Raw genomic sequence first — 19,080 nt, forward strand, 5'->3', positions numbered from 1 at the left:
TCAATCTTTTTCTATTGTTATAAAGGGGACTAATACTTCCAGGAAATGCGAACCGCCATGGGTTATTTCGTCTTTTCCTTTGAAACATCGGTTGTTTCTCCAAACTGCCCAATTATTATGGACAAGCAATTCGTTATGGATATCCGGGTTATTTTGAATGAATTTGTCCAGATAGTCTGTATTTGAATAAATAAGATGCCTGCTACCACGGCTTTCTTTCTGATATAGGAATGTCCGTTCCTGCGAATCGAGTGCTCTCCAAGAACGTGCCATGATATTACCATGGTCGGCAGTAATATAAATCGTATAGCCCTGCTCGTGTAATAGTTTGATATTCTCTGCAGCCTCTACAGTCCAGTTTTCCGTTAAAGCATATAAGTCTTTATTACTGGATGAACTGTGCATTTTATCATCCAGACTGACATCCACAAATGCCTGCTTGTATTGATTGGTATCATCGGTCAAGAGACTATCGTGGGTATAGCCAATTTCATAAAGCTGCATCCGTTTGGGGTCTCTATTTTTATTGATCCAAAATTCTCTCCAAAGCCTTTCTTCGGCAATAGGGTTTTGTCCATATCTTTCATCTGGAATACTTCCTTTAAAAATAGCTTGACGAGATAGCTTGGTAATAGAAGGAATCCAAGCCATCGTTACATCTCTTTTGGTCTCTATACCCAAATCAGATAATTTTTTATCGAGTATCAGGTATTGCCAATACGCCATACCGTCTATCACAACCAATGCCACCTTTTCTGTACGACTGTGTTTATAGGCCAAATGGGGTAATATTCTGTTCACCATTTTTGGCTTACCGATGTGTGACGATGAAGATAGAGCAAAATACTTACTATCGATATACTTTTGAAATTCTTTATTGATGACCTCTATCTCCGGTTCTATCTTTTCATACACACCCTGACTGATTGCTGTAAGCAATATGCGGCAGATAGAGTCCATTGTTTCCACCTTCTCCCATTTCAATGGGATAGCTTTCAAGTTTGCAATCAGTTCATTCACATCTTCCCCATAGCGTCTTTTGGCATCTTCAATAACACCTTTGGTTTCAACAGAAGAAAGGTTATAAACGAATTTCTTGTTGTAGATATAAGAAGCCATACCAAATGTCAGTCGAGCTTGACGGATTTCAGCCTCATTGCAAGCAGGCATAAGATCTGGAATTGAAAAGGTATGGGCGTTGTATAACAATCGCTTAATATCAGGTAAGACAGATGATGGGTCATCCATGATGTAGCAAATTCGCTCTCGTGTGTTTTTGTCGTACAGTTCATACCTCACACGAAGTTCAAGTGAAGAAGAGATTGGTAGTAAAAGCAAGCCACAAGCGTTAAGTACAGCTTGTTGTGTGTCTGGCCGTTGTAAGAAACCATCCGGATTTCTCACAATACTGAGAGGCTTACCTTCACCGGTAAGCCTCTGTTCTAACCTATGAATAAATTCATCCATCAATTCTTACGGTTAAGATATGATTCACGTCGGGCACCACGCTAAGCCCTTTGGCAAAAGCACTTTTCCACTCTTCTTTTTCTGTAGTCAGCTTTCGTAACTTGGCATTTCTAATGTTTTCAATGCCAATGCGGTTGAGCCGATTCTCTGCATAACTCCAAGCCTTCAGTTTTTTCTCTGCTCTTGCTTGCAAAACGTTTTGAATTTCGGCTTCCATCCGATGGAACAAGGCATGAAGATTATTGTTTAAGGCTTGGTTTTCCTCTATAGCCAGATTGCATTCTGTTTCACCCACATATTGAAAACTGTTTTTCTCTTGCACCAATCTATTCCACACATCATTGCCGTAGGGAGCAAATACCCTGCCCGCATCGGTAATAAACTGAGCAGAATAAGTTGTTTTGGTTTCGTAGTTGTTTTTGGCCAACACTTTCCATAAGGTCAGATAGCCACATGTCTCACCACCATTTTTAGACACAATTACAGGAACCATCGTTTGAATATTCCCATCCATCTCATCCAGAATTCGTTTCACGACGGGATGTTGCAAAGTAAGATGTTCCGAGCCAGGATTATCACCCAGTTTGTCTGCCTCAAATACAGCTTCCAGTCGATATCCGTTGATGGCGTATTCGGAAACGCCGGACAATCGCTTCACAATTTTACCCTTTTCACTCATCGTGTAAAGATCCATCAACTCTTCCAGCCATACAGGAAGCGGACTGTATTTTATTTCACCGGCACTTTCCTTTTTTATATCATCTCCTGTAAAAACAGGTAAAATACCTTCCGTAGATTTATAATCGTTGAGTTTGCTTTTTATCTCAAAAAGCCATTTGTCACTGGCAAAATCAAATCGATGGGGATCGAGCAATGATTGCAGATAAAGATGATTTACCTGCTTCATATCGATCGTAGAGTCCAGTACATCATTGGTTTTGTCAATTCCCAATTCTTGCAGTATGGCATCCAATTTCTCCACGATAATCTCATATACTCTGGTGTCGACCGTGTTATTGGTCAACATATTGAAAGCAACTACCGGAAATTTCTGACCAATACGATCTACACGTCCGATGCGTTGTTCTATGGCCATTGGATTCCAAGGTAAATCATAATTGAAAACGATGTGGCAAAACTGCATATTCAACGATTCACCCGCCGCATCCGTTGCCACCATCACATTGGCTTCGTTCTTAAATTTCACAAGCGCCTGTTGTCGTTCCGCCAAATCCATGCTGCCATGTATTTCCACCGTAGTCAATCCTGCACCTTCAAGGATTTTTTTCAGATAGCCCTGTGTCTTGCGAAACTCGGTAAACACCAGTACTTTTAACTGAGAATTGTTGTACTTGTCTTGCAGTTTATAGATTTTCCGAACCAAAGCTGTCGCTTTGGCATCTTGTTCTGTTTCCAGGCAGGTGCGTGCCTCCACGATCAATTTTTGGAGTGCTGTTTCTTCATTGAAAAAGCCATTATCCTGCATTGCAACCGAAAAGTCGTTCGTATCTAAATCATCAAAGTCGACTACACCCTCTTCATCATAGTCGTCAATGTCATCATCCGTTTCACCATGTTGCAACCTCCACAAACGAGTTTCCATGGCAGCCAAAATAGCGGCCGTACTGCTACTTGCCAACTTTTGCATCATCACCATCACCAGTCCTGTAGCATTCCTATTACCTCGCTTGGCACGTCCAAAACAATACCTCACATAGTTGGTTACATGATTGTATAAATCTATCTGTAAGCGATGATATGTTTCGTCGAGTGGAACATCCAATCGTATGGTCATTCGCTGCTGAAAAAGTTTCTTCCCGTCATAATCCACCGCATATCGTTTTTCTGAACGCATCACGTAAGGCTCAATCTCTTCAATACTCGGCATTCCGTCTCCCGGGAAAGCGTCGGCATCAATCAATTTGAGCACTCTGCGGAAATGATCGCTCTTGCCGCGATGGGGAGTAGCGGTGAGAAGCAACACGTTCGGCACTGCATTGCATAGTGTTTCGGCCAATTGATAGCGAGATACCTGTGCCGTACTTCCACCCATGCGATGGGCTTCATCAATAATAACCATGTCAAATTCAGCATTCACCACGGCTTCCAGGCGATACTTGTTGTATTCATCAATTTTCTCCTGGCTCCATCCTTGTCGAGCTGACAATGGCTTCAAAGCATCAGTAGAGACTATGATTTGATGATGCTGTTTCCAGAAATTCAACTCCTCTTCTGCTTCAAATCCGGCAAAAGTACGAGCCATCCCCGAAATAAAACCACTGTTGTAGATATGGAAGTTCTCGTTGAAGTGCTCCCTCAACTCCTGTTGCCACTGAAGCATAGCCGATTTAGGCACAATCAACAAGATTCGCGTTATCTCGCCGCGCAATTTCTTCTCCTTTATCACAAGTCCAGCTTCAATGGTCTTTCCCATGCCCACTTCATCTGCCAACAAAAAACGGGTTTGAATACCCTGCATTACTTTCTCCAATACCAGTATTTGGTGTGGCAAAGGAATAAGGCTACTTTCATAAGGGGCCAACAATCGCTTTTGAGCCATTTCCTCTTTGATACGTGCCGCTATAGCCATATAACGAACGTATGCCAGACCCCTGTTGGAGTTCCTGTTCAGATCATCATCCAGATCAGAACTAAGCACTTGGGCAAAACTGTTATCTTCCAGGATACGAATCCAGTGAGTTTCCTTGCCAAATAGCGTCTTACTACCTATTATCTCTATATTTTTGCCTTTATATTTCATGGTTCTCCTCTGAAAGAATAACTTTCATTGTAATGCCCAACTCCGTAAGTTTATATTTTTGTTTGGGGTGGTGGGGGGTGTCTGCATAGAGAGGGGCTATCCAACCAAGCTCGATAGCCGGTTTAAGAATATGCACCATAAAATAGCGTGCGGAGCTCGTGCGGAGTTCGAGCGGAGTTTGTGCGGAGTTCATACGAAGTTGCAATTCTCTCGCACTATAATAGTCCCTATTGATGTTGCATATCAGTGATTTAACGCGAATTTTGAAGTTGTCGTCAAGTTGTGCCAACTTCGTGCGGAGTTCATCATGAGTTCGCTCTAAAGCCGTAACGTTAGCATCCATAACCACCACTTCAAAGACGGTTAATTTATTTACATTAAAATGTGCCGGCTTAGAACCATTGGTTTGAAGGTATTCCTGCACCCGGCTTATGCCTCGATTGAACATATTTACGTACTTCATTACCTTCATTGCTTCTGCCACGATAGGATTGCGGTAGGCATTCACATGGGGGAAGTTTTCCGGACGAGCTTCGCCATACAGTCCGCCAGCATTCATAATTTCAATGCGGTTGTCAAACTGATAGAGTCGAATGGGAGTGTTTGACTGATAATCTCTGTGCATGCAGGCATTCATCAAAAGTTCACGTAAAGCTCCTCCGGGGTAGTTTGTAACCGTTTTTTCGCGTAGCAGACTTATTTCTTCCGGTCGTTGCGTAACAATAGCATCGGCTACGAATGATTCTAATCGAGGTAACAAAGTTGTTAATCCTCCTTTAAATTCTTTTTCGTTGATGATTTTGCCGGCCTTTGTTGTTCCCTCAAAACGAACATATTGCACATAACAACCCGGCATAAAATATTTAGGCTGTTTACCAAAAAGTATGATTGCTGCCATTGTGGGACAATCATATTGCTTGTTGTATAAGCGTAGAGAGGCCATCTGTTCCGTAAAACTACGAGTATCTGTTTCGAGTGTTTCGGTATCGATGGCTTGAGGAAAATATTGCTGTTTGATGATATCTGTATCAATATCATCCAATGTTGCTTCTCGGCAGGGCATTACATCGAAAGTGGCTAGATGTGCAGCATTTCGTTCGGTGAGGATCCGTTCTTCTTCAGCCGAAGCGATATCCTTACGTGGGCCGATGCGTACGAAAACGCGACCTCGGTAGCGGACAGGAGTGAAGAGAGAAGGAGTAACTGCGACGGCAAGCACATCGCCTTTTTCGGTTTCTACCTTTTCTGTACTCATTACAGGTAAAGGGAGGATGTTGCCGTCTGAACGAATTCCGGAAATCTTTTTTACCAGGGCATCATCCACTTTAAGTCCGCTCACCGAACCATCATCATTGACACCTATAAGCAGGTAGCCTTTCTTCCCGGAACCGGGAAGATCATTGGAAAAAGCACAGATTGCCTCCTGAAACTTATCCATGTTGGAAGTGGAAGCAGTACGTTCTATGCGAAAATTTTCATCCGTTTGCAACAACTCGTTCAACTCTTCCCTGGTCATACACTTTCGTTTTAACAACCCAACATTCTAAGAGATTACACTCTTGAAACAGCAATATCATAATATTGGAGCAGAATCTCATCTTCTTGAAGCAGAGACTCCTGTATGTGGTCGCCCACTGTGATAATTGCCTGGTAGTCCTTTTGCTTGTAACACTCCTTGAACCCATAGCGAAGCACTTCGAGACGGGTATCTCTCATCCGCCTAGCCTTTGGCTTTTGTGCTTGTTCCAGATACATATTATATTCTTTCATCATCTTTCTTCCCCGCATAATCTCCATATCGGCAGCCTTTTCGGCATCCGGCTTGCGCCATTTGCCATCAGCGTCTTTGATGAAGTTATCTTCCAGAATTTCAGATAGCTCAGGAAGAATATCACCTTTCTTAGTGGGAGTCATATTTTTCATCCATTCAGGTTGCAATTCTGAATAGGTTTGGGGTGTTTCCAATTCACGCTTCAACCATTCAATGCCTTCTGCTTCGCTACCTATAAACAAAGCCATTGGCACAATACCTGTCGTCTTACTCTTTTTGTCTTCATATTCCAGTGCTTGAGAAGCCGTAAAGAACATCCCATCGCGCTCAATAAACCGATCGTGAAGACTTTTTTGAAATTCCTGGGCATCCATGGGAATGGCATAACCGTGTCGCACATAGTAGGAAATAAGTCTGTCATAGAGAATTTTGGGGCTGCGTTCCACTACAGCAGTCGTTGAATTGTCTTTTTCTTGATGTATTGGTAGATGTAACAACAATTCTTCTATAAAATCCATTGCATTGGCAGATTTGTCCAAGGAACCCTCCAATTTGAATGTCAATTCTTTTGAAGGTTTGTAGCAAGTAATAACAAGATCTTGCTTCACGGCAGTTGTAGTCGTTACTGCTTTAAAAGAACCTTGTTTTTTATCGAGTGCTGCAACATTCACCACGATGAACCCAACTCCCTGCAAAGCATTTTGAATTGAATTCCACACTGAAGCAGACGTATTGCTAAATTCTATGGTAATCCACTTTCCCGGTTTTAATACCCTGTAATACTCTTGAAAAGAGCGGTTCATTAATGTCTGGTATTCAAATAGTGATTTCTGCTGAACGTTATTTATAATGGCTTCTTCCTTAGTATTGGTCATTACTTTTATCCAAGACTCCCAAATACAACTTAATTCAGAATACATAATATTTGCCCCAAAGGGTGGGTCCGTGAAGATATAATCTATGGAAGCATCTGAAAGGCTATGAAGCTCAGTTGCCGAATTAATGCTGACAATAGCATTACCTCGTGTCAAATACTCCATAGCACTTATATCTTTAATTTTTCTATTCAGAATATTAATAGGATTTAATTCAACATTTAAAGATGGAACATAGAGCGTGCCGGTTAATATTCCAAATTTTCTATCCAGAGTAAATTTATAGCTTTTTGTCGTTCTTTGTAATACTGAGGTCAACCATATTTGAAGAAAAATATCTCCTTTAGCCAATTCTAAAACTCGACTTAAATAGATAAAGTTTCTTTTTGAATAGAATTGATGAGCATGAGTTATTCCAATTCTGTCATTTCGCCGGGATTCATCTCCTTCAGGCATCCTTATTGAAGACAAATCTGAGATATCAATTCCATCAATTTTTTTAAATAATTTTAAATCAGATTGTACAACATCTCGTTCCCCGCGTCTCCCATTACAGGTATAATTCACCCTAACCGGAACTTTTTTGTTCATGGTTACAGTCTTATTCAACAAGGAATCATACGATGTTTCCCAGGCTTTATCCATGTTTTTTTTGGAACAGGTAGCGCCACAATGCGGGCAAGGAAAAGTGTCTTTAATTTGTTTTTCCTGAAGATTAACGGCTTCATTCCATAGCGTAATTTCTTGTCCACACGATGGACAAACAAAAACATCACTCCAAATAGTGTAATTAATCTTTGCTTTTTTCCCGTCAACCTCTGTTTCGTACATCCAACCCAACTCATCTTCCACTCGATTGAGTATTGCTTTAGCTTTTTTTGCAAAAGAATGTACATCGAATTTTAGGTTGTAAGAAGCAGCTATAAGCGATGCGATTGGAGAAAGGTCGGAACAAATAGCTTTGCGGACACCTACTTTGGCATTTTTCTCTCCCAACGCATCCACATCTTCTTTAGAACCGCAAAGCTGAGCTGCCACTCCCGTCATGCCCGTTCCGGCAAACCCATCAAATACAATATCTCCCGGTTGGGTATAATGCAATATATATCGCATAATCGCCGGATGAGGAACCTTGGTATGATAAGCATGAGCCATATAAATGGGATTGTTTTTCCCTTCACTGACATCTGCGGCATATGGCTCTTTCACTTCAAAACGGGCCTGTCGTTTCCCTTCTGCCTGAAGTTGTTCTTTTTCTTTTTCCCATTCCCCAATAAAATCATTTAACCAGGGGTTGGGACAAGCTGTATAATAGGGGGGATCAGAGAGATTGATAATGTCATCATCCTCTCCAATAGGAAAGCCTTCTATCTTTTTTAGTTCCGGCAGTTTCTTGCGAAGCTCTTCCCGAAAATAATCCCGACGAGCCTCTTCACATGGAAATTCCATTCCAAAGCAAACTACGGGTTCGGGGTTTAAACTGGTCTCCTCAAATTCATCATCAAGAAACAGCCTGGGGTCTTTATTGCTCATATTTGGTTTTATTCTCTTTATTTGATTATGATACGTACATCTTCCGGACGGTGTCCACGGCTTTGGGCCTCTATGTATTCAGCCAAAGCCTCAATAGCTTGTTGCTTAGTCATAGGCTTAGAAAAGATTCGAAGCATATCCCCATGATTGATCTCGATTTTGGTGAAACTACGCTGTAATTTAGTAATAATTTCTATCAACGGATGTGCATACTGCCGATTGAGTTTGATCACTCCATCGGCAAACTGCTGAATCATGGTCTTTTCCTGATGGCTCAGCATCTCCTGATTGCGCTTAGTTGTAGGATCATCCAGAGCATCACGGAATTGTTGCTCATATTCAGCATAGATTTCGTTTAATTCATCCTGTAAATCTCCAATTTGAGGCAGCGGCTCTCGCTGAAGTGTGGGATTGAAGCCATCGGGAGCTGTGGGCATGGATAGAATTGTCTGCTTACTGACAGTTGGATTCACAACTTGCAGCAGTGCTAATTTTCTTAACCATGCATCATACCGGGAAGGGTTAATGAAAGGTGCATCGCGAATAGTATCGCACACCTGTTTATAGTCATTGGCCCTAAGTTTCTGTGCCTTGCTATAGTCAATCTCACTGATATGTGCTTTTAAATATTCGCTCATATACCAATCGGCATATCGCTCTTTTAGGGTCTTAAGTTCTGATTTATAGTTATCAACCACAGTTTTGTCCTGGCCTATTACCTCTTTAATATTGCTAATACCTGCGATAATATCCTCTTTGAGATTGGGCTCATTGATGTTGGACAGCGCAGTGCGTAGATAGCCAATCATATCCTTGAAGACATTCAACTCTTCCAGCATACGTTCTGTGTCATCCAGCTTCCGCAAAGTTCCGTTCATGGCTTTTTTAACCACATCGATAGACCAATCAATATTGCGCATCTTGGCTTTGGTGTTGTATCGCTGAAGTTGGTTGCAAATGCCTTTTAAACGAACAAGTTCCTTGTCAAATTCCGAAGCTTCTTCGCTTGAGATCACTTCAATGTCACCGGCAAAACGATAGCCTCCTTGAATCTTGTGCTGTAACTTCACCACCTGATTTTCGACGGTTTGTGCCTTGCTCAACAAATCAGCAAACACACTGCTATTCGGACTATCCAACTCATTGGTGCGGTCTGCCCCCAATAAACCCAGCATCAACTCACGCACCAAAGCGGCGTTAAGGTTCTTAGGCGGGCAGATATTCGAGAATGTATAATTATCTTGCGGATTCAGTTTATTGATGTCTGCTATGTTACTGGCATTAATACGAGTTCCTCCTTGTAACACAATCTCTATCTCTCCCAAGGCGGCCATGGTTGCCATAACCAACATTTGCAGATCGGCCTCGATATGAAAATCAGAAGAGATGTATTCGTGCGTTTCATCGAAGAACAATTCCAATATCTCATCCCTATTGAGTACTTGACCACCTTTTGCTTCCAATTTCTGCCTAAGGCTACGGGCATATTGAGAGTGATCGGTAGCAAGACGACCATCTTCCCACAATCCAAGTCCCATCAAGATGGCTTCTCCATTTCGGTTAATGGTGGCAGGACTAGCTATCTTAGCACGGGCAGAACGCAAAAGGTTCTCCCGGTTATCTTGTGTCAATGGTTGTTGCAAATTGGAAAACTTCGGGTAATACGGGTTTTCTGTCTCGAAGTGCGGTTCCATAATATAAGAAGTGACCGCATTGATGGCATCTATTTTTGATTCTGCCTGCGCACCCTGCATTGCCTGCATAGGATGCTTTTCTCCCAAATACTCAACCATGGTTTTGGTCAAGAACTGCTGGTTGAAGAGTTCACGAGCCTCCTTGAAGAATTTTTCACGAAGTTGCTTGTATCGAGGCTTTTCATCGCTACTTGCACTACCTTCTTGCGCAAGGGCGGAACCATAGAGTGTGACTTTCTGTTTAAACTCATCGCTCAAATCGTCCATCAGGAAGAAAATACTATCTTTTTCTGCAGGATATGATTTCCCAACTCTATCAAAGACAGGCATAAAATAGATATAGAAATGCTGCTGCGGCTGGGTAGTCGAACGGTCATTCGGGTTCCCCATGAAGATATACCCGGCACGATTACATTTACGCGACAGCCATTCTATATTGTGTGCCCAGATACGGAAATTACGGCGATAGGTTTCTCCTTCTACCGGTAATACTTCGGCGAGGAACATATAGAAATATTCATCTTTCTGGCTATCTCCCATCTGGACAGCATAGTCCTTTACCTTCTGTTCGTAATTGACGCCTCCTTCTATTCTGAGGTGATACTCATTGTTCTCTCCTTTCTCAAAATATTGTCCGATGGTAGCCGAAACAATAGCATCCAATGTCCGGGTAAATGCCAGATCCACCAACTCATCGTAGTTTTCACAAGTACGATCGACATGGCAAAGGTCGTTGGCCAAAGACTCGGCAGTAACTCCATTGTGGTGACTGAGTTCCGCTTGAAGCATCTTGATGGCCGCAGCGGCTACAATACGATGAGCCAACGCTCTTTTAGGAGCAAGACCCTTTGTAAAGTTATCTCTTATCTTTTGATCTACCAGTCCCGTAATATCGCTTACCTTACTCACATCAGGGTCAGCCTTTAGATCGACACTATTTTGCATATCTTTCCAATAGGAATCATAACAGATAAGTCCGGGTTCATCTCTCGGCACATCATCATCAATCATACTTTCAAACCTCTGAGACAGTGTTCTCAATACCTCACGCTGACTCTTGCCGATGCGGATCAATGAAAAATTATCAAAATAACTCGGATGCACGGGATACAAGTTGACATAAGTATCCAGGTTATTATTCATATTTGGAAACATGACTGTAAACTGCGACAGATGCTGGCGGATTTGTGCTTTCTGATGCTCATTCTTTTGTAACAAACGCTGTTGCACGATGAACTGCACATCTTCTTTCTGAATGGTGAGGTCAACATACCGTTCATTGACACGTCCCAGCATATCCTTGGCAAACTGAAATTCGGGAGAGCGATAAACAAGTTCCTGCACACCGAATACCATTCGGAAATGAGTACGATCACTCATTTGACCCAATGCCTGTAAGACCATCAAATCACGATTCAACTTAGCAGATTCACTACGACCTTTTAAATAGGATAACATCTCATCGATGACCAGCATAAAACCTTTATCTGGATATTTTTCCTCAAAGGCAGCCAGCATACACTCCATCTTTTCAGAATAGGATTTAGGAGAATTGTCATCTGATATGGAATAATCAACACCCCATTGCGCCAAAGCCGCATCAATCTTGTAAGTGACAATATCCCACAATTCCTGATGATTGCCCAATTCAAACCGATAAACCATATATTTCCCGGCTATTGTTTTGAGCCATTCCTTTGCTTTCTCGCTTTGCAGCAAGGGCAAGTAGTCAGCATTCTCCGCAATAATCGAGAACAACGACATCAAGTGGGATTTACCGGTACCGTAGTTACCCACAATCTGGATACCCTTTGTCTCGGTAGTGGCATTCAAATCGAGTTTTGCACAAATCTGCGGTATAATGTAGTTCTCAAATGCACTGGAACATACAAAATTCCTCACCAGCTTCTCACGATAGTCTTCATTGTCGAGTTTCCCAAACTTGATGATTTCATCAATCGGGTCGAATTGTATCAGGTCTCTATATTTCATTCTATAGGGTCTTATGTGTTATATCTTTCAAGTTTAATGAATATTTAGCTTCGCGACTTGTAGTGAGGAAGAAGACTTGGTTATGGACGACTCCTTCATGGTGAATGATCAGCACCCTTGACTTTGACCACGAATCAATTTTAGCATGGAGATTGATATGCAGTGCCGGCTCAAAGAGAATACCAATATTTCGGATGACAATATAATCGCCTATATCAGGATCATGCACCGTATGCTGATCTATAATCTTTTCAAGAGCTTCTTCGGCTATCATCGGAAGCCGTCTATTTTGGAGGGAAAACTCTATAGCTGCCGACAGTTCAGTTCCCATATCCACGAACGACATACCTTCCATCTCGTAAGAGACGAAAAGTAGCTTGTGCCGGGAATCAGCTGCTATATGTTGCTTCCATGCTTCCATTGATTGGTTTTCTTTTTCTCTGCTAGGATGATTTTATATCTATCCTTATCCTCTATTGTGTTGTGCGAAATATATAAAAACAAAGATAGCGAAGTTCTCCTTCAAAACCATTAAAAATCTTTCGAAAACTCACTGCGTTAGTTATCCCACTGAAATAATCAGATCTAAATTATAATAGGATATTTTACGTGTTACTTCACGTTTGCCTTCTTTTCGTACTTGTGCAATTTTTGCACAAGTTGCTTCTTCAAGTGATTCTTCCGAATTGTAAATATTTCGAATATGCCTTAAAATAGAAGTTCTGTCTGTTTTAAAAAGATCGCCCATTTGGTACTGATCTAACCAAACAATTTCGTCCTCCAATCTAACTAACATCAAGATTGGCTGTACCATCTGGAGTTTAATAAATAATTATTTAGGTATCACTGATTTTTAATTCTCTATCATTCATAGCTTCTTGTATTTGTGTGGCTCTAATGTCAACTAAGTCATTGTATTTTCCCAACAACTGAAATCTAAACTATTTACTTTCCGATGCAGAACTTACTAAAAATATTTCCCAGTATCTCATCCGTCGATATCTGACCGGTGATTTCGCCGAGATGGAACATGCATTCGCGGATGTCCTGGGAAAGGAAATCGTGGGTGATGCCGATCTCCAGACCTTCTTTTACACGAAGGATAGCTTCAAATGCTTTGGTGAGGGCTTCATAATGACGCAGGTTGGTTACGATCACGTCTTCCTCGCTAATAGCAGGAATAGCGGCGGCTTTGATTAACAACTCCTGTAACCTGCCGGTATTATACTGTTGCTTTGCTGAGATAAAAAGTCGGTTATCCCCTACCCCGAGCAGGATGTCTTCTACATTTGTACGCTTATCTTGCGGTATCAGATCGGCTTTGTTGAATAACAGTATAAGATGCTTTTCTTTTGTCTTTGGCACAATAGATGTAGCCAGCGACTCGATCTTCTCCCGTGGTGTGGTCAGGTCGACTACCCACAGCACAATGGATGCCTGTTCAATTTTCCGGAATGTACGTTCGATACCCATTGTCTCAATGGTATCGGAAGTCTGGCGTATACCGGCCGTATCGATAAAACGGAATGTAACACCTCCTATGTTCATGGTGTCTTCTATCACATCACGTGTGGTGCCGTGGATATCGCTGACGATGGCTTTCTCCTCATTGAGCAACAAATTCAGCAAGGTCGACTTACCGGCATTGGTCTCGCCGATAATAGCGACCGGAATACCGCTCTTAATGGCATTTCCCAAACGGAAAGAACTAACCAGCTTTCCGATCTCCTGCTCAATCTCTTCGGTCAACAGGTAGAGTTGCTCCCGGTTAGCGAACTCCACATCCTCTTCCGAAAAATCGAGTTCCAGTTCGATCAGTGAAACAAACTGCAATAACTTATCCCGCAAGTCGGACAGTTTTTTGGCAAAACCTCCCCTCATCTGGTTCATCGCCACCCTGTGCGAAGCCCGTGAGGAAGAAGCAATCAGATCGGCAACAGCCTCGGCCTGGCTCAGGTCGAACTTCCCATTCCGGAACGCGCGACGGGTGAATTCTCCCGCCTCTGCCAACCGGGCTCCGTTGGCAAGTAATAGTTCCATGATCTTCTGCTGGATATACACCGATCCGTGACAGGATATCTCTACGCTCTCCTCACCCGTAAAGGAATGGGGTGCACGAAAAACGGTGACCAGTACCTCGTCCAGTACTTCATCGTCGCCCATGATCCTCCCGAAATGGACGGTATTGGCAGCAGCTTCACTTAGTTTTTTACCGGAGGGAGAATGGAATATCCGGTCGGTCAGAGAACAGCTTCCCTCGCCAGAAAGGCGGATAACTGCTATCGCTCCCATACCGGGAGGAGTAGATATTGCACAAATTATATCTTCTGTCATATGTATGCCCCGGTATGATACGGGGAACTATTTAACTATACTTCTATTGGTTCCGCCGATTCTAACGAATTCCGCTGAACGTTGTTTGTCACATTAGCACATTAGTTTCATTAGTCACATTGGCGCATTAGTCATCTTAATACCTGAAACTACTTCCTCCCACAAACTCCCTAAGCAACGAAGTAGGTGGCAACTCACGATCGGTAATATAATTGAAATAACCCAGGAATTTGAGTAAGCGGTATGCTTCGGAATATTCCGGTACGGTACGCGGTACACGCTGCAGGATAGGTTCCGCATGGCGCCGGATAGCTGCCAGTTCATAGATCATGGCCGAGTTGAACATCACGTCGGCATTCTCCTGATAGGGAAAAATCCATTTATCTTCACCACGCCGGACACTATCCCAACGGGAGATAGTTTGTTCCGCCGAATAACCGCGGTAGCGGTAATCACGTACGATACGGCGGATCAGCCGGTTATCGGAAGCGGGGATCCAGTTGTGGTCGTCCAGTGAAATAGTAGTCAGCGCAGAGACATAGACCATAAACTTCTTATCCGGAGGGATATGCTCCGTCAATTCCGGATTTAAGCCGTGGATACCCTCCACAATCAGGATACTGTTATCCTCCATTTTCAGGAAATTCTTCTTGAATTCCCGCTTACCTGTCATGAAATTATAAAACGGCAGTTCAATCTCGTCTCCTGCCATAAGCGCGAGCATATGTTGTTCGAACAACTCCAAATCGAGCGCATAAAGTGATTCGTAATCTTTCTCCCCATGTTCATCCAGAGGTGTCTGGTCCCTGTTAATGAAATAGTCATCGAGGGAGATGCCCACCGGCTTCAACAGATTCACCATCAATTGCACTTCAAGCCGTTTGCGGAAGGTAGTCTTTCCCGAAGAAGAGGGTCCCGATATCAGGACGACACGCACTCCCTCCTTAAAGCGACGGGTAATCTCTTCAGCAATACCGGCAATCTGATTAGCTTGATAAGCCTCCGCTACCTGGATCACTTCGGACATACGATTTTCCTGCTTTGCCCGGTTAAGATCACCCACATTATCCAATTGACTTATTTTCAGAAATTTAATATGCTCCCGATACACATTCAGCAGTTTCTCCTGCTGTATTTCAGGTTCCAGTTCTACCGGATTTTCCCGGTTGGGTATCCGTAACAGATAACCGCCATTGTGCGGTTGAATATCGAACAAGGTAATATAACCGGTAGAGGGCGTCAGACTGCCGTAAAAATAGTCGATATACTCTTCCAGTTTCGAGTAGCGGGCATAAAGAAAATCGGACGTTTCGAGCAACCGGGCTTTATCTTCCATTCCCCGTTCACGAAACAATTTCACCACTTTAGCAGTTTCCTCTTCTACCTGCACGAAAGGGATATCCGCGTCCACGATTTCCCGCATCCTTCTACGAATAGCATCCAGTTCGGGTTTACCCACCGGCACCTCTGCCTCAATCTGGAAGTAATATCCTCTTGCTACAGCGTGTTCAATATAGGTTTCCGCATGGGGGAGGGTATCATTCACAGCCTTGGCAAGAATAAAGCAGAGCGACCGTACATAGGTCCGCATGGCCGAAGAGTGGGTCAGATCTATAAACTCTATCGTTTTCGGCCGATATACCCGATAGGATAATGACTCTGTTTTATTATTTACTTTCGCATTTGTAATCATATAGGGCGATGTAACCCCGAAAACATCAATCAATTCTTCTAATGTTGAACCGATTTTCACCTCTTTATATACATCTGTGTTAAGACAATGCACACGTACAGTATCTGTCATATTATTATTTTTTATTTTCACATTTATTTGCATTCAACGATTTTTTATCTATATTTAAATAATATAAGATGCACCTCGGAAAAGTTTAACGAGTTAGATTATTTGAGTCGCCTTCACTCCTCGATTGTTAATTCTGCGTTCGGCAAAACGAGTAAACTCCTTCTGCACCTCACTTAACGGAATAATTCAAGCAAGTTTGACATTTCTCTCGGCTTTCACTATATTTCCAGAATATAATAGGCGCCTCGGAAAAACTCAAGCAAGCTTGGTTTTTCTCTCGGCTTTCACTATATTTGAATAATATAGGAGGCGCCTCGGAGATGCTCAAACAAGTTTGGCATTTCTCTCGGCTTTCACTATATTTGAATAATATAGGAGGCGCCTCGGAAATGCTCAAACAAGTTTGGCATTTCTCTCGGCTTTCACTATATTTGCACGCTAATATACGCTATTTTTCGAACATGGACTACAGTTTCTTCGATTTTTTAAAGCTTATAGGTTCGCTGGCACTCTTCCTTTATGGGATGAAAATCATGAGCGAAGGCCTCCAAAAACTTACCGGTAATAAACTCAGGAATATCCTGTCAGCAATGACAAAAAACCGTCTGACGGGAGTTTTGACCGGGATACTAATCACCGCCCTTATCCAATCATCATCCGCCACCACGGTAATGGTAGTGAGTTTTGTGAACGCAGGGTTACTAAGTCTGGTTCAATCCATCGGCGTAATCATGGGTGCCAACATAGGAACCACACTTACCGCATGGATAATCGCTTTTTTCGGATTCGGGAAATTATCGATCAGCGCACTCGCAATTCCTTTGATGGGGATTGCGCTTCCGCTTATTTTTTCCTCAAAAAGCAAAAATAAATCATTGGGAGAATTCATTTTTGGATTTTCCTTTCTTTTTATGGGGCTTGATTTTCTGCAAAATTCCATGCCCGACCTGCAAAACAATCCCGAAGTATTATCTTTCCTTCAAAACTTTACTGACAGGGGACTTCTATCCATGTTATTTTTCCTGATTGTCGGTACAATACTGACAATCATCGTCCAATCTTCAAGCGCTACGGTTGCCCTTACCCTGATCATGGCAGCAAAAGGATGGATCGACTTTCCAAGTGCCGCCGCGATGGTGATGGGAGAAAATCTCGGCACAACCCTTACCGCTAATCTTGCGGCTATTCCTGCAAATATCTCGGCAAAAAGGGCCGCATTCGCCCATTTCATATTCAATGTGTTAGGCCTTGTCTGGTTGACAATCGCGTTTAATTTCTTTGTGGAGCTTGTCGACACGATCATTGGAGGAATTACATCCGTCAACCCCAGCGGGATGCAGTCATTTCTCGCCTCGCTCTCACCCGAGGAATACACACAGATCACTACACTTTCCAGATCGGAACTTTCGCCCGAACTTGCCGCCTTGCAAAGTGAATACCTTAATTATCAAGCCTCTACCTCGTATGGCTTATCGCTATTCCATACACTTTACAACATCTGTAATGTACTCATTATGATATGGTTTGTAAAATTGTATGAAAAGATCTGTCTCGCAGTTATCAGACCCAAACGAGGCGAAGAAGAAGACGAAGAATTCATACTTCAGTATATCTCCACGGGAATGGCCTCTACAGATGAACTTTCCATCCTCCAGGCTGAAAAAGAGGTGGAAGTATATGTGCAGCGTGTCCGGAAAATGTTTGGTTTCGTTAAGAAATTAACCAATTTGAATCATCACGACAAGAAGTTCCTTAAACTGTACAACCGTACTGAGAAATATGAGGATATCTGCGACCAGATGGAGGTCGAGATAGGTTCTTATCTGGGTAAAGTGGCAGAGGGAAGGCTCAGTAATCAGAGTAAAGAGCGCGTACGTGCCATCCTCCGCGGAGTGACGGAAATAGAAAGCATTGCCGACTCAAGTTGTAATATTGCCCGGCATTTGAAACGAAAGATGGAAGCCGATGTTGTTTTTGAAGAAATTATTATCACCAATATCAACTGCATGTACGAACTGTTGGATAAGGCATTTGAAAACATGCAGGTCCTGCTCAAAAATCAGAAAATAACGGAATCGGAATTATTGCACAGCAAACATATCGAAAACAGTATCAATGAAAAGCGGAATCTCCTGAAGCGTGAGAACGTAGAGAATCTGAACCAGAATCTCTACTCATATCAAAACGGCGTTTTCTATATGGATATCGTCTCGGAATGTGAACGGATGGGAGATTATATCATGAACGTGATTGAATCGTTAGAGGTAAAGCATATTTAAGGGAAAATGCGTATCTTCGTAGTTCCGGCATGCAACAGGATATAGTTGCCGCATTGCGTGTGGGACGAACGTTTTCGTTAAGCAATATGAGCAGAAGGCAAACAAGTTTGCATTATGCCATTGTGAGAATTGAAAATCGAGGAGCGAAGGCGACTCAAAACGACTAATTCTATTGAATACATAAATTCCGTAACAATATGAACGACTGGAAAAAAAGATTAGATATTGTCTACTCCACCAATCCCGATTACCACTACAAGGAAGAGGGAAGCGAGGAAGATAATACACAGCCGAAAGAGAAACAGTTGCTTCGAATCAGCCTCGACAAACGGAATCGCAAAGGAAAGGCTGTAACGCTTGTCACCGGATTTATTGGAAATGACGACGATCTGCAGGAACTGGGCAGGATGCTGAAGACAAAATGCGGCGTGGGCGGATCAGCCAAAGAGGGAGAGATCATCATCCAGGGCGATCATCGCGAAAAGGTACTGGCTATCCTGCAGAAGGAAGGATATGCCAAATCACGTATCATCTAACCACGGAAATCGGTTCACAACACAGCAGAACGAT

General features: G+C 42.7%; 11 protein-coding genes. 2 read left to right on the forward strand and 9 right to left on the reverse strand.

Features of this window, described 5'->3' with window-relative positions:
* From PSM36_RS11095 to PSM36_RS11135, 9 genes are all read right to left on the reverse strand, one after another.
* Positions 1 to 1,467, reverse strand: coding sequence for a PglZ domain-containing protein (locus tag PSM36_RS11095; RefSeq protein ID WP_083711028.1), 1,467 nt, complete (start codon positions 1,465 to 1,467; stop codon positions 1 to 3).
* The gene (locus PSM36_RS11100; RefSeq protein ID WP_076930952.1) at positions 1,460 to 4,228 is read right to left on the reverse strand and encodes a DEAD/DEAH box helicase; all 2,769 of its coding nucleotides are present in this window, start codon (positions 4,226 to 4,228) and stop codon (positions 1,460 to 1,462) included. Before PSM36_RS11100 ends, PSM36_RS11095 begins: the two co-directional genes overlap by 8 nt.
* Entirely contained in the window at positions 4,218 to 5,744 is a 1,527-nt protein-coding gene (locus tag PSM36_RS11105) for an RNA-binding domain-containing protein (protein WP_076930953.1), read from the reverse strand. Before PSM36_RS11105 ends, PSM36_RS11100 begins: the two co-directional genes overlap by 11 nt.
* Positions 5,745 to 5,779: 35 nt before the next feature.
* Positions 5,780 to 8,407, reverse strand: coding sequence for a DNA methyltransferase (locus PSM36_RS11110; protein WP_076930954.1), 2,628 nt, complete (start codon positions 8,405 to 8,407; stop codon positions 5,780 to 5,782).
* A 17-nt stretch (positions 8,408 to 8,424) separates the two neighbouring features.
* Positions 8,425 to 12,093 carry a DUF6079 family protein gene (locus PSM36_RS11115; protein ID WP_076930955.1) on the reverse strand — a complete coding sequence of 1,223 codons (3,669 nt, stop codon included), beginning with the start codon at positions 12,091 to 12,093 and terminating at the stop codon, positions 8,425 to 8,427.
* A 1-nt stretch (position 12,094) separates the two neighbouring features.
* Positions 12,095 to 12,514 carry a hypothetical protein gene (locus PSM36_RS11120; protein ID WP_076930956.1) on the reverse strand — a complete coding sequence of 140 codons (420 nt, stop codon included), beginning with the start codon at positions 12,512 to 12,514 and terminating at the stop codon, positions 12,095 to 12,097.
* A gap of 141 nt (positions 12,515 to 12,655) precedes the next feature.
* Positions 12,656 to 12,907, reverse strand: a complete 252-nt coding sequence (locus tag PSM36_RS11125; RefSeq protein ID WP_076930957.1) for a virulence RhuM family protein — start codon at positions 12,905 to 12,907, stop codon at positions 12,656 to 12,658.
* 131 nt (positions 12,908 to 13,038) lie between these two features.
* Positions 13,039 to 14,427 (reverse strand): tRNA uridine-5-carboxymethylaminomethyl(34) synthesis GTPase MnmE, encoded by a 1,389-nt coding sequence (mnmE, locus tag PSM36_RS11130; protein ID WP_076930958.1) that lies wholly within the window; start codon positions 14,425 to 14,427, stop codon positions 13,039 to 13,041.
* 136 nt (positions 14,428 to 14,563) lie between these two features.
* The gene (locus tag PSM36_RS11135; RefSeq protein ID WP_076932209.1) at positions 14,564 to 16,231 is read right to left on the reverse strand and encodes a nucleoside kinase; all 1,668 of its coding nucleotides are present in this window, start codon (positions 16,229 to 16,231) and stop codon (positions 14,564 to 14,566) included.
* 461 nt (positions 16,232 to 16,692) lie between these two features.
* Here PSM36_RS11135 and PSM36_RS11140 point away from each other — a divergent pair, with 461 nt between their 5' ends.
* Positions 16,693 to 18,510, forward strand: a complete 1,818-nt coding sequence (locus PSM36_RS11140; protein WP_076932210.1) for a Na/Pi cotransporter family protein — start codon at positions 16,693 to 16,695, stop codon at positions 18,508 to 18,510.
* A gap of 197 nt (positions 18,511 to 18,707) precedes the next feature.
* Positions 18,708 to 19,046 carry a translation initiation factor gene (locus tag PSM36_RS11145; protein ID WP_076930959.1) on the forward strand — a complete coding sequence of 113 codons (339 nt, stop codon included), beginning with the start codon at positions 18,708 to 18,710 and terminating at the stop codon, positions 19,044 to 19,046.
* Positions 19,047 to 19,080: the final 34 nt, after the last annotated feature.

This window comes from Proteiniphilum saccharofermentans (assembly GCF_900095135.1).
Classification (GTDB): Bacteria; Bacteroidota; Bacteroidia; order Bacteroidales; family Dysgonomonadaceae; genus Proteiniphilum; species Proteiniphilum saccharofermentans.

Excerpts from the sequence above, each read along its gene's own strand:
- PSM36_RS11095 (WP_083711028.1), bottom strand. The coding sequence starts at position 1,467 with ATGGATGAATTTATTCATAGGTTAGAACAGAGGCTTACCGGTGAAGGT.
- PSM36_RS11100 (WP_076930952.1), bottom strand. The coding sequence starts at position 4,228 with ATGAAATATAAAGGCAAAAATATAGAGATAATAGGTAGTAAGACGCTA.
- PSM36_RS11105 (WP_076930953.1), bottom strand. The coding sequence starts at position 5,744 with ATGACCAGGGAAGAGTTGAACGAGTTGTTGCAAACGGATGAAAATTTT.
- PSM36_RS11110 (WP_076930954.1), bottom strand. The coding sequence starts at position 8,407 with ATGAGCAATAAAGACCCCAGGCTGTTTCTTGATGATGAATTTGAGGAG.
- PSM36_RS11115 (WP_076930955.1), bottom strand. The coding sequence starts at position 12,093 with ATGAAATATAGAGACCTGATACAATTCGACCCGATTGATGAAATCATC.
- PSM36_RS11120 (WP_076930956.1), bottom strand. The coding sequence starts at position 12,514 with ATGGAAGCATGGAAGCAACATATAGCAGCTGATTCCCGGCACAAGCTA.
- PSM36_RS11125 (WP_076930957.1), bottom strand. The coding sequence starts at position 12,907 with ATGGTACAGCCAATCTTGATGTTAGTTAGATTGGAGGACGAAATTGTT.
- mnmE (WP_076930958.1), bottom strand. The coding sequence starts at position 14,427 with ATGACAGAAGATATAATTTGTGCAATATCTACTCCTCCCGGTATGGGA.
- PSM36_RS11135 (WP_076932209.1), bottom strand. The coding sequence starts at position 16,231 with ATGACAGATACTGTACGTGTGCATTGTCTTAACACAGATGTATATAAA.
- PSM36_RS11140 (WP_076932210.1), top strand. The coding sequence starts at position 16,693 with ATGGACTACAGTTTCTTCGATTTTTTAAAGCTTATAGGTTCGCTGGCA.
- PSM36_RS11145 (WP_076930959.1), top strand. The coding sequence starts at position 18,708 with ATGAACGACTGGAAAAAAAGATTAGATATTGTCTACTCCACCAATCCC.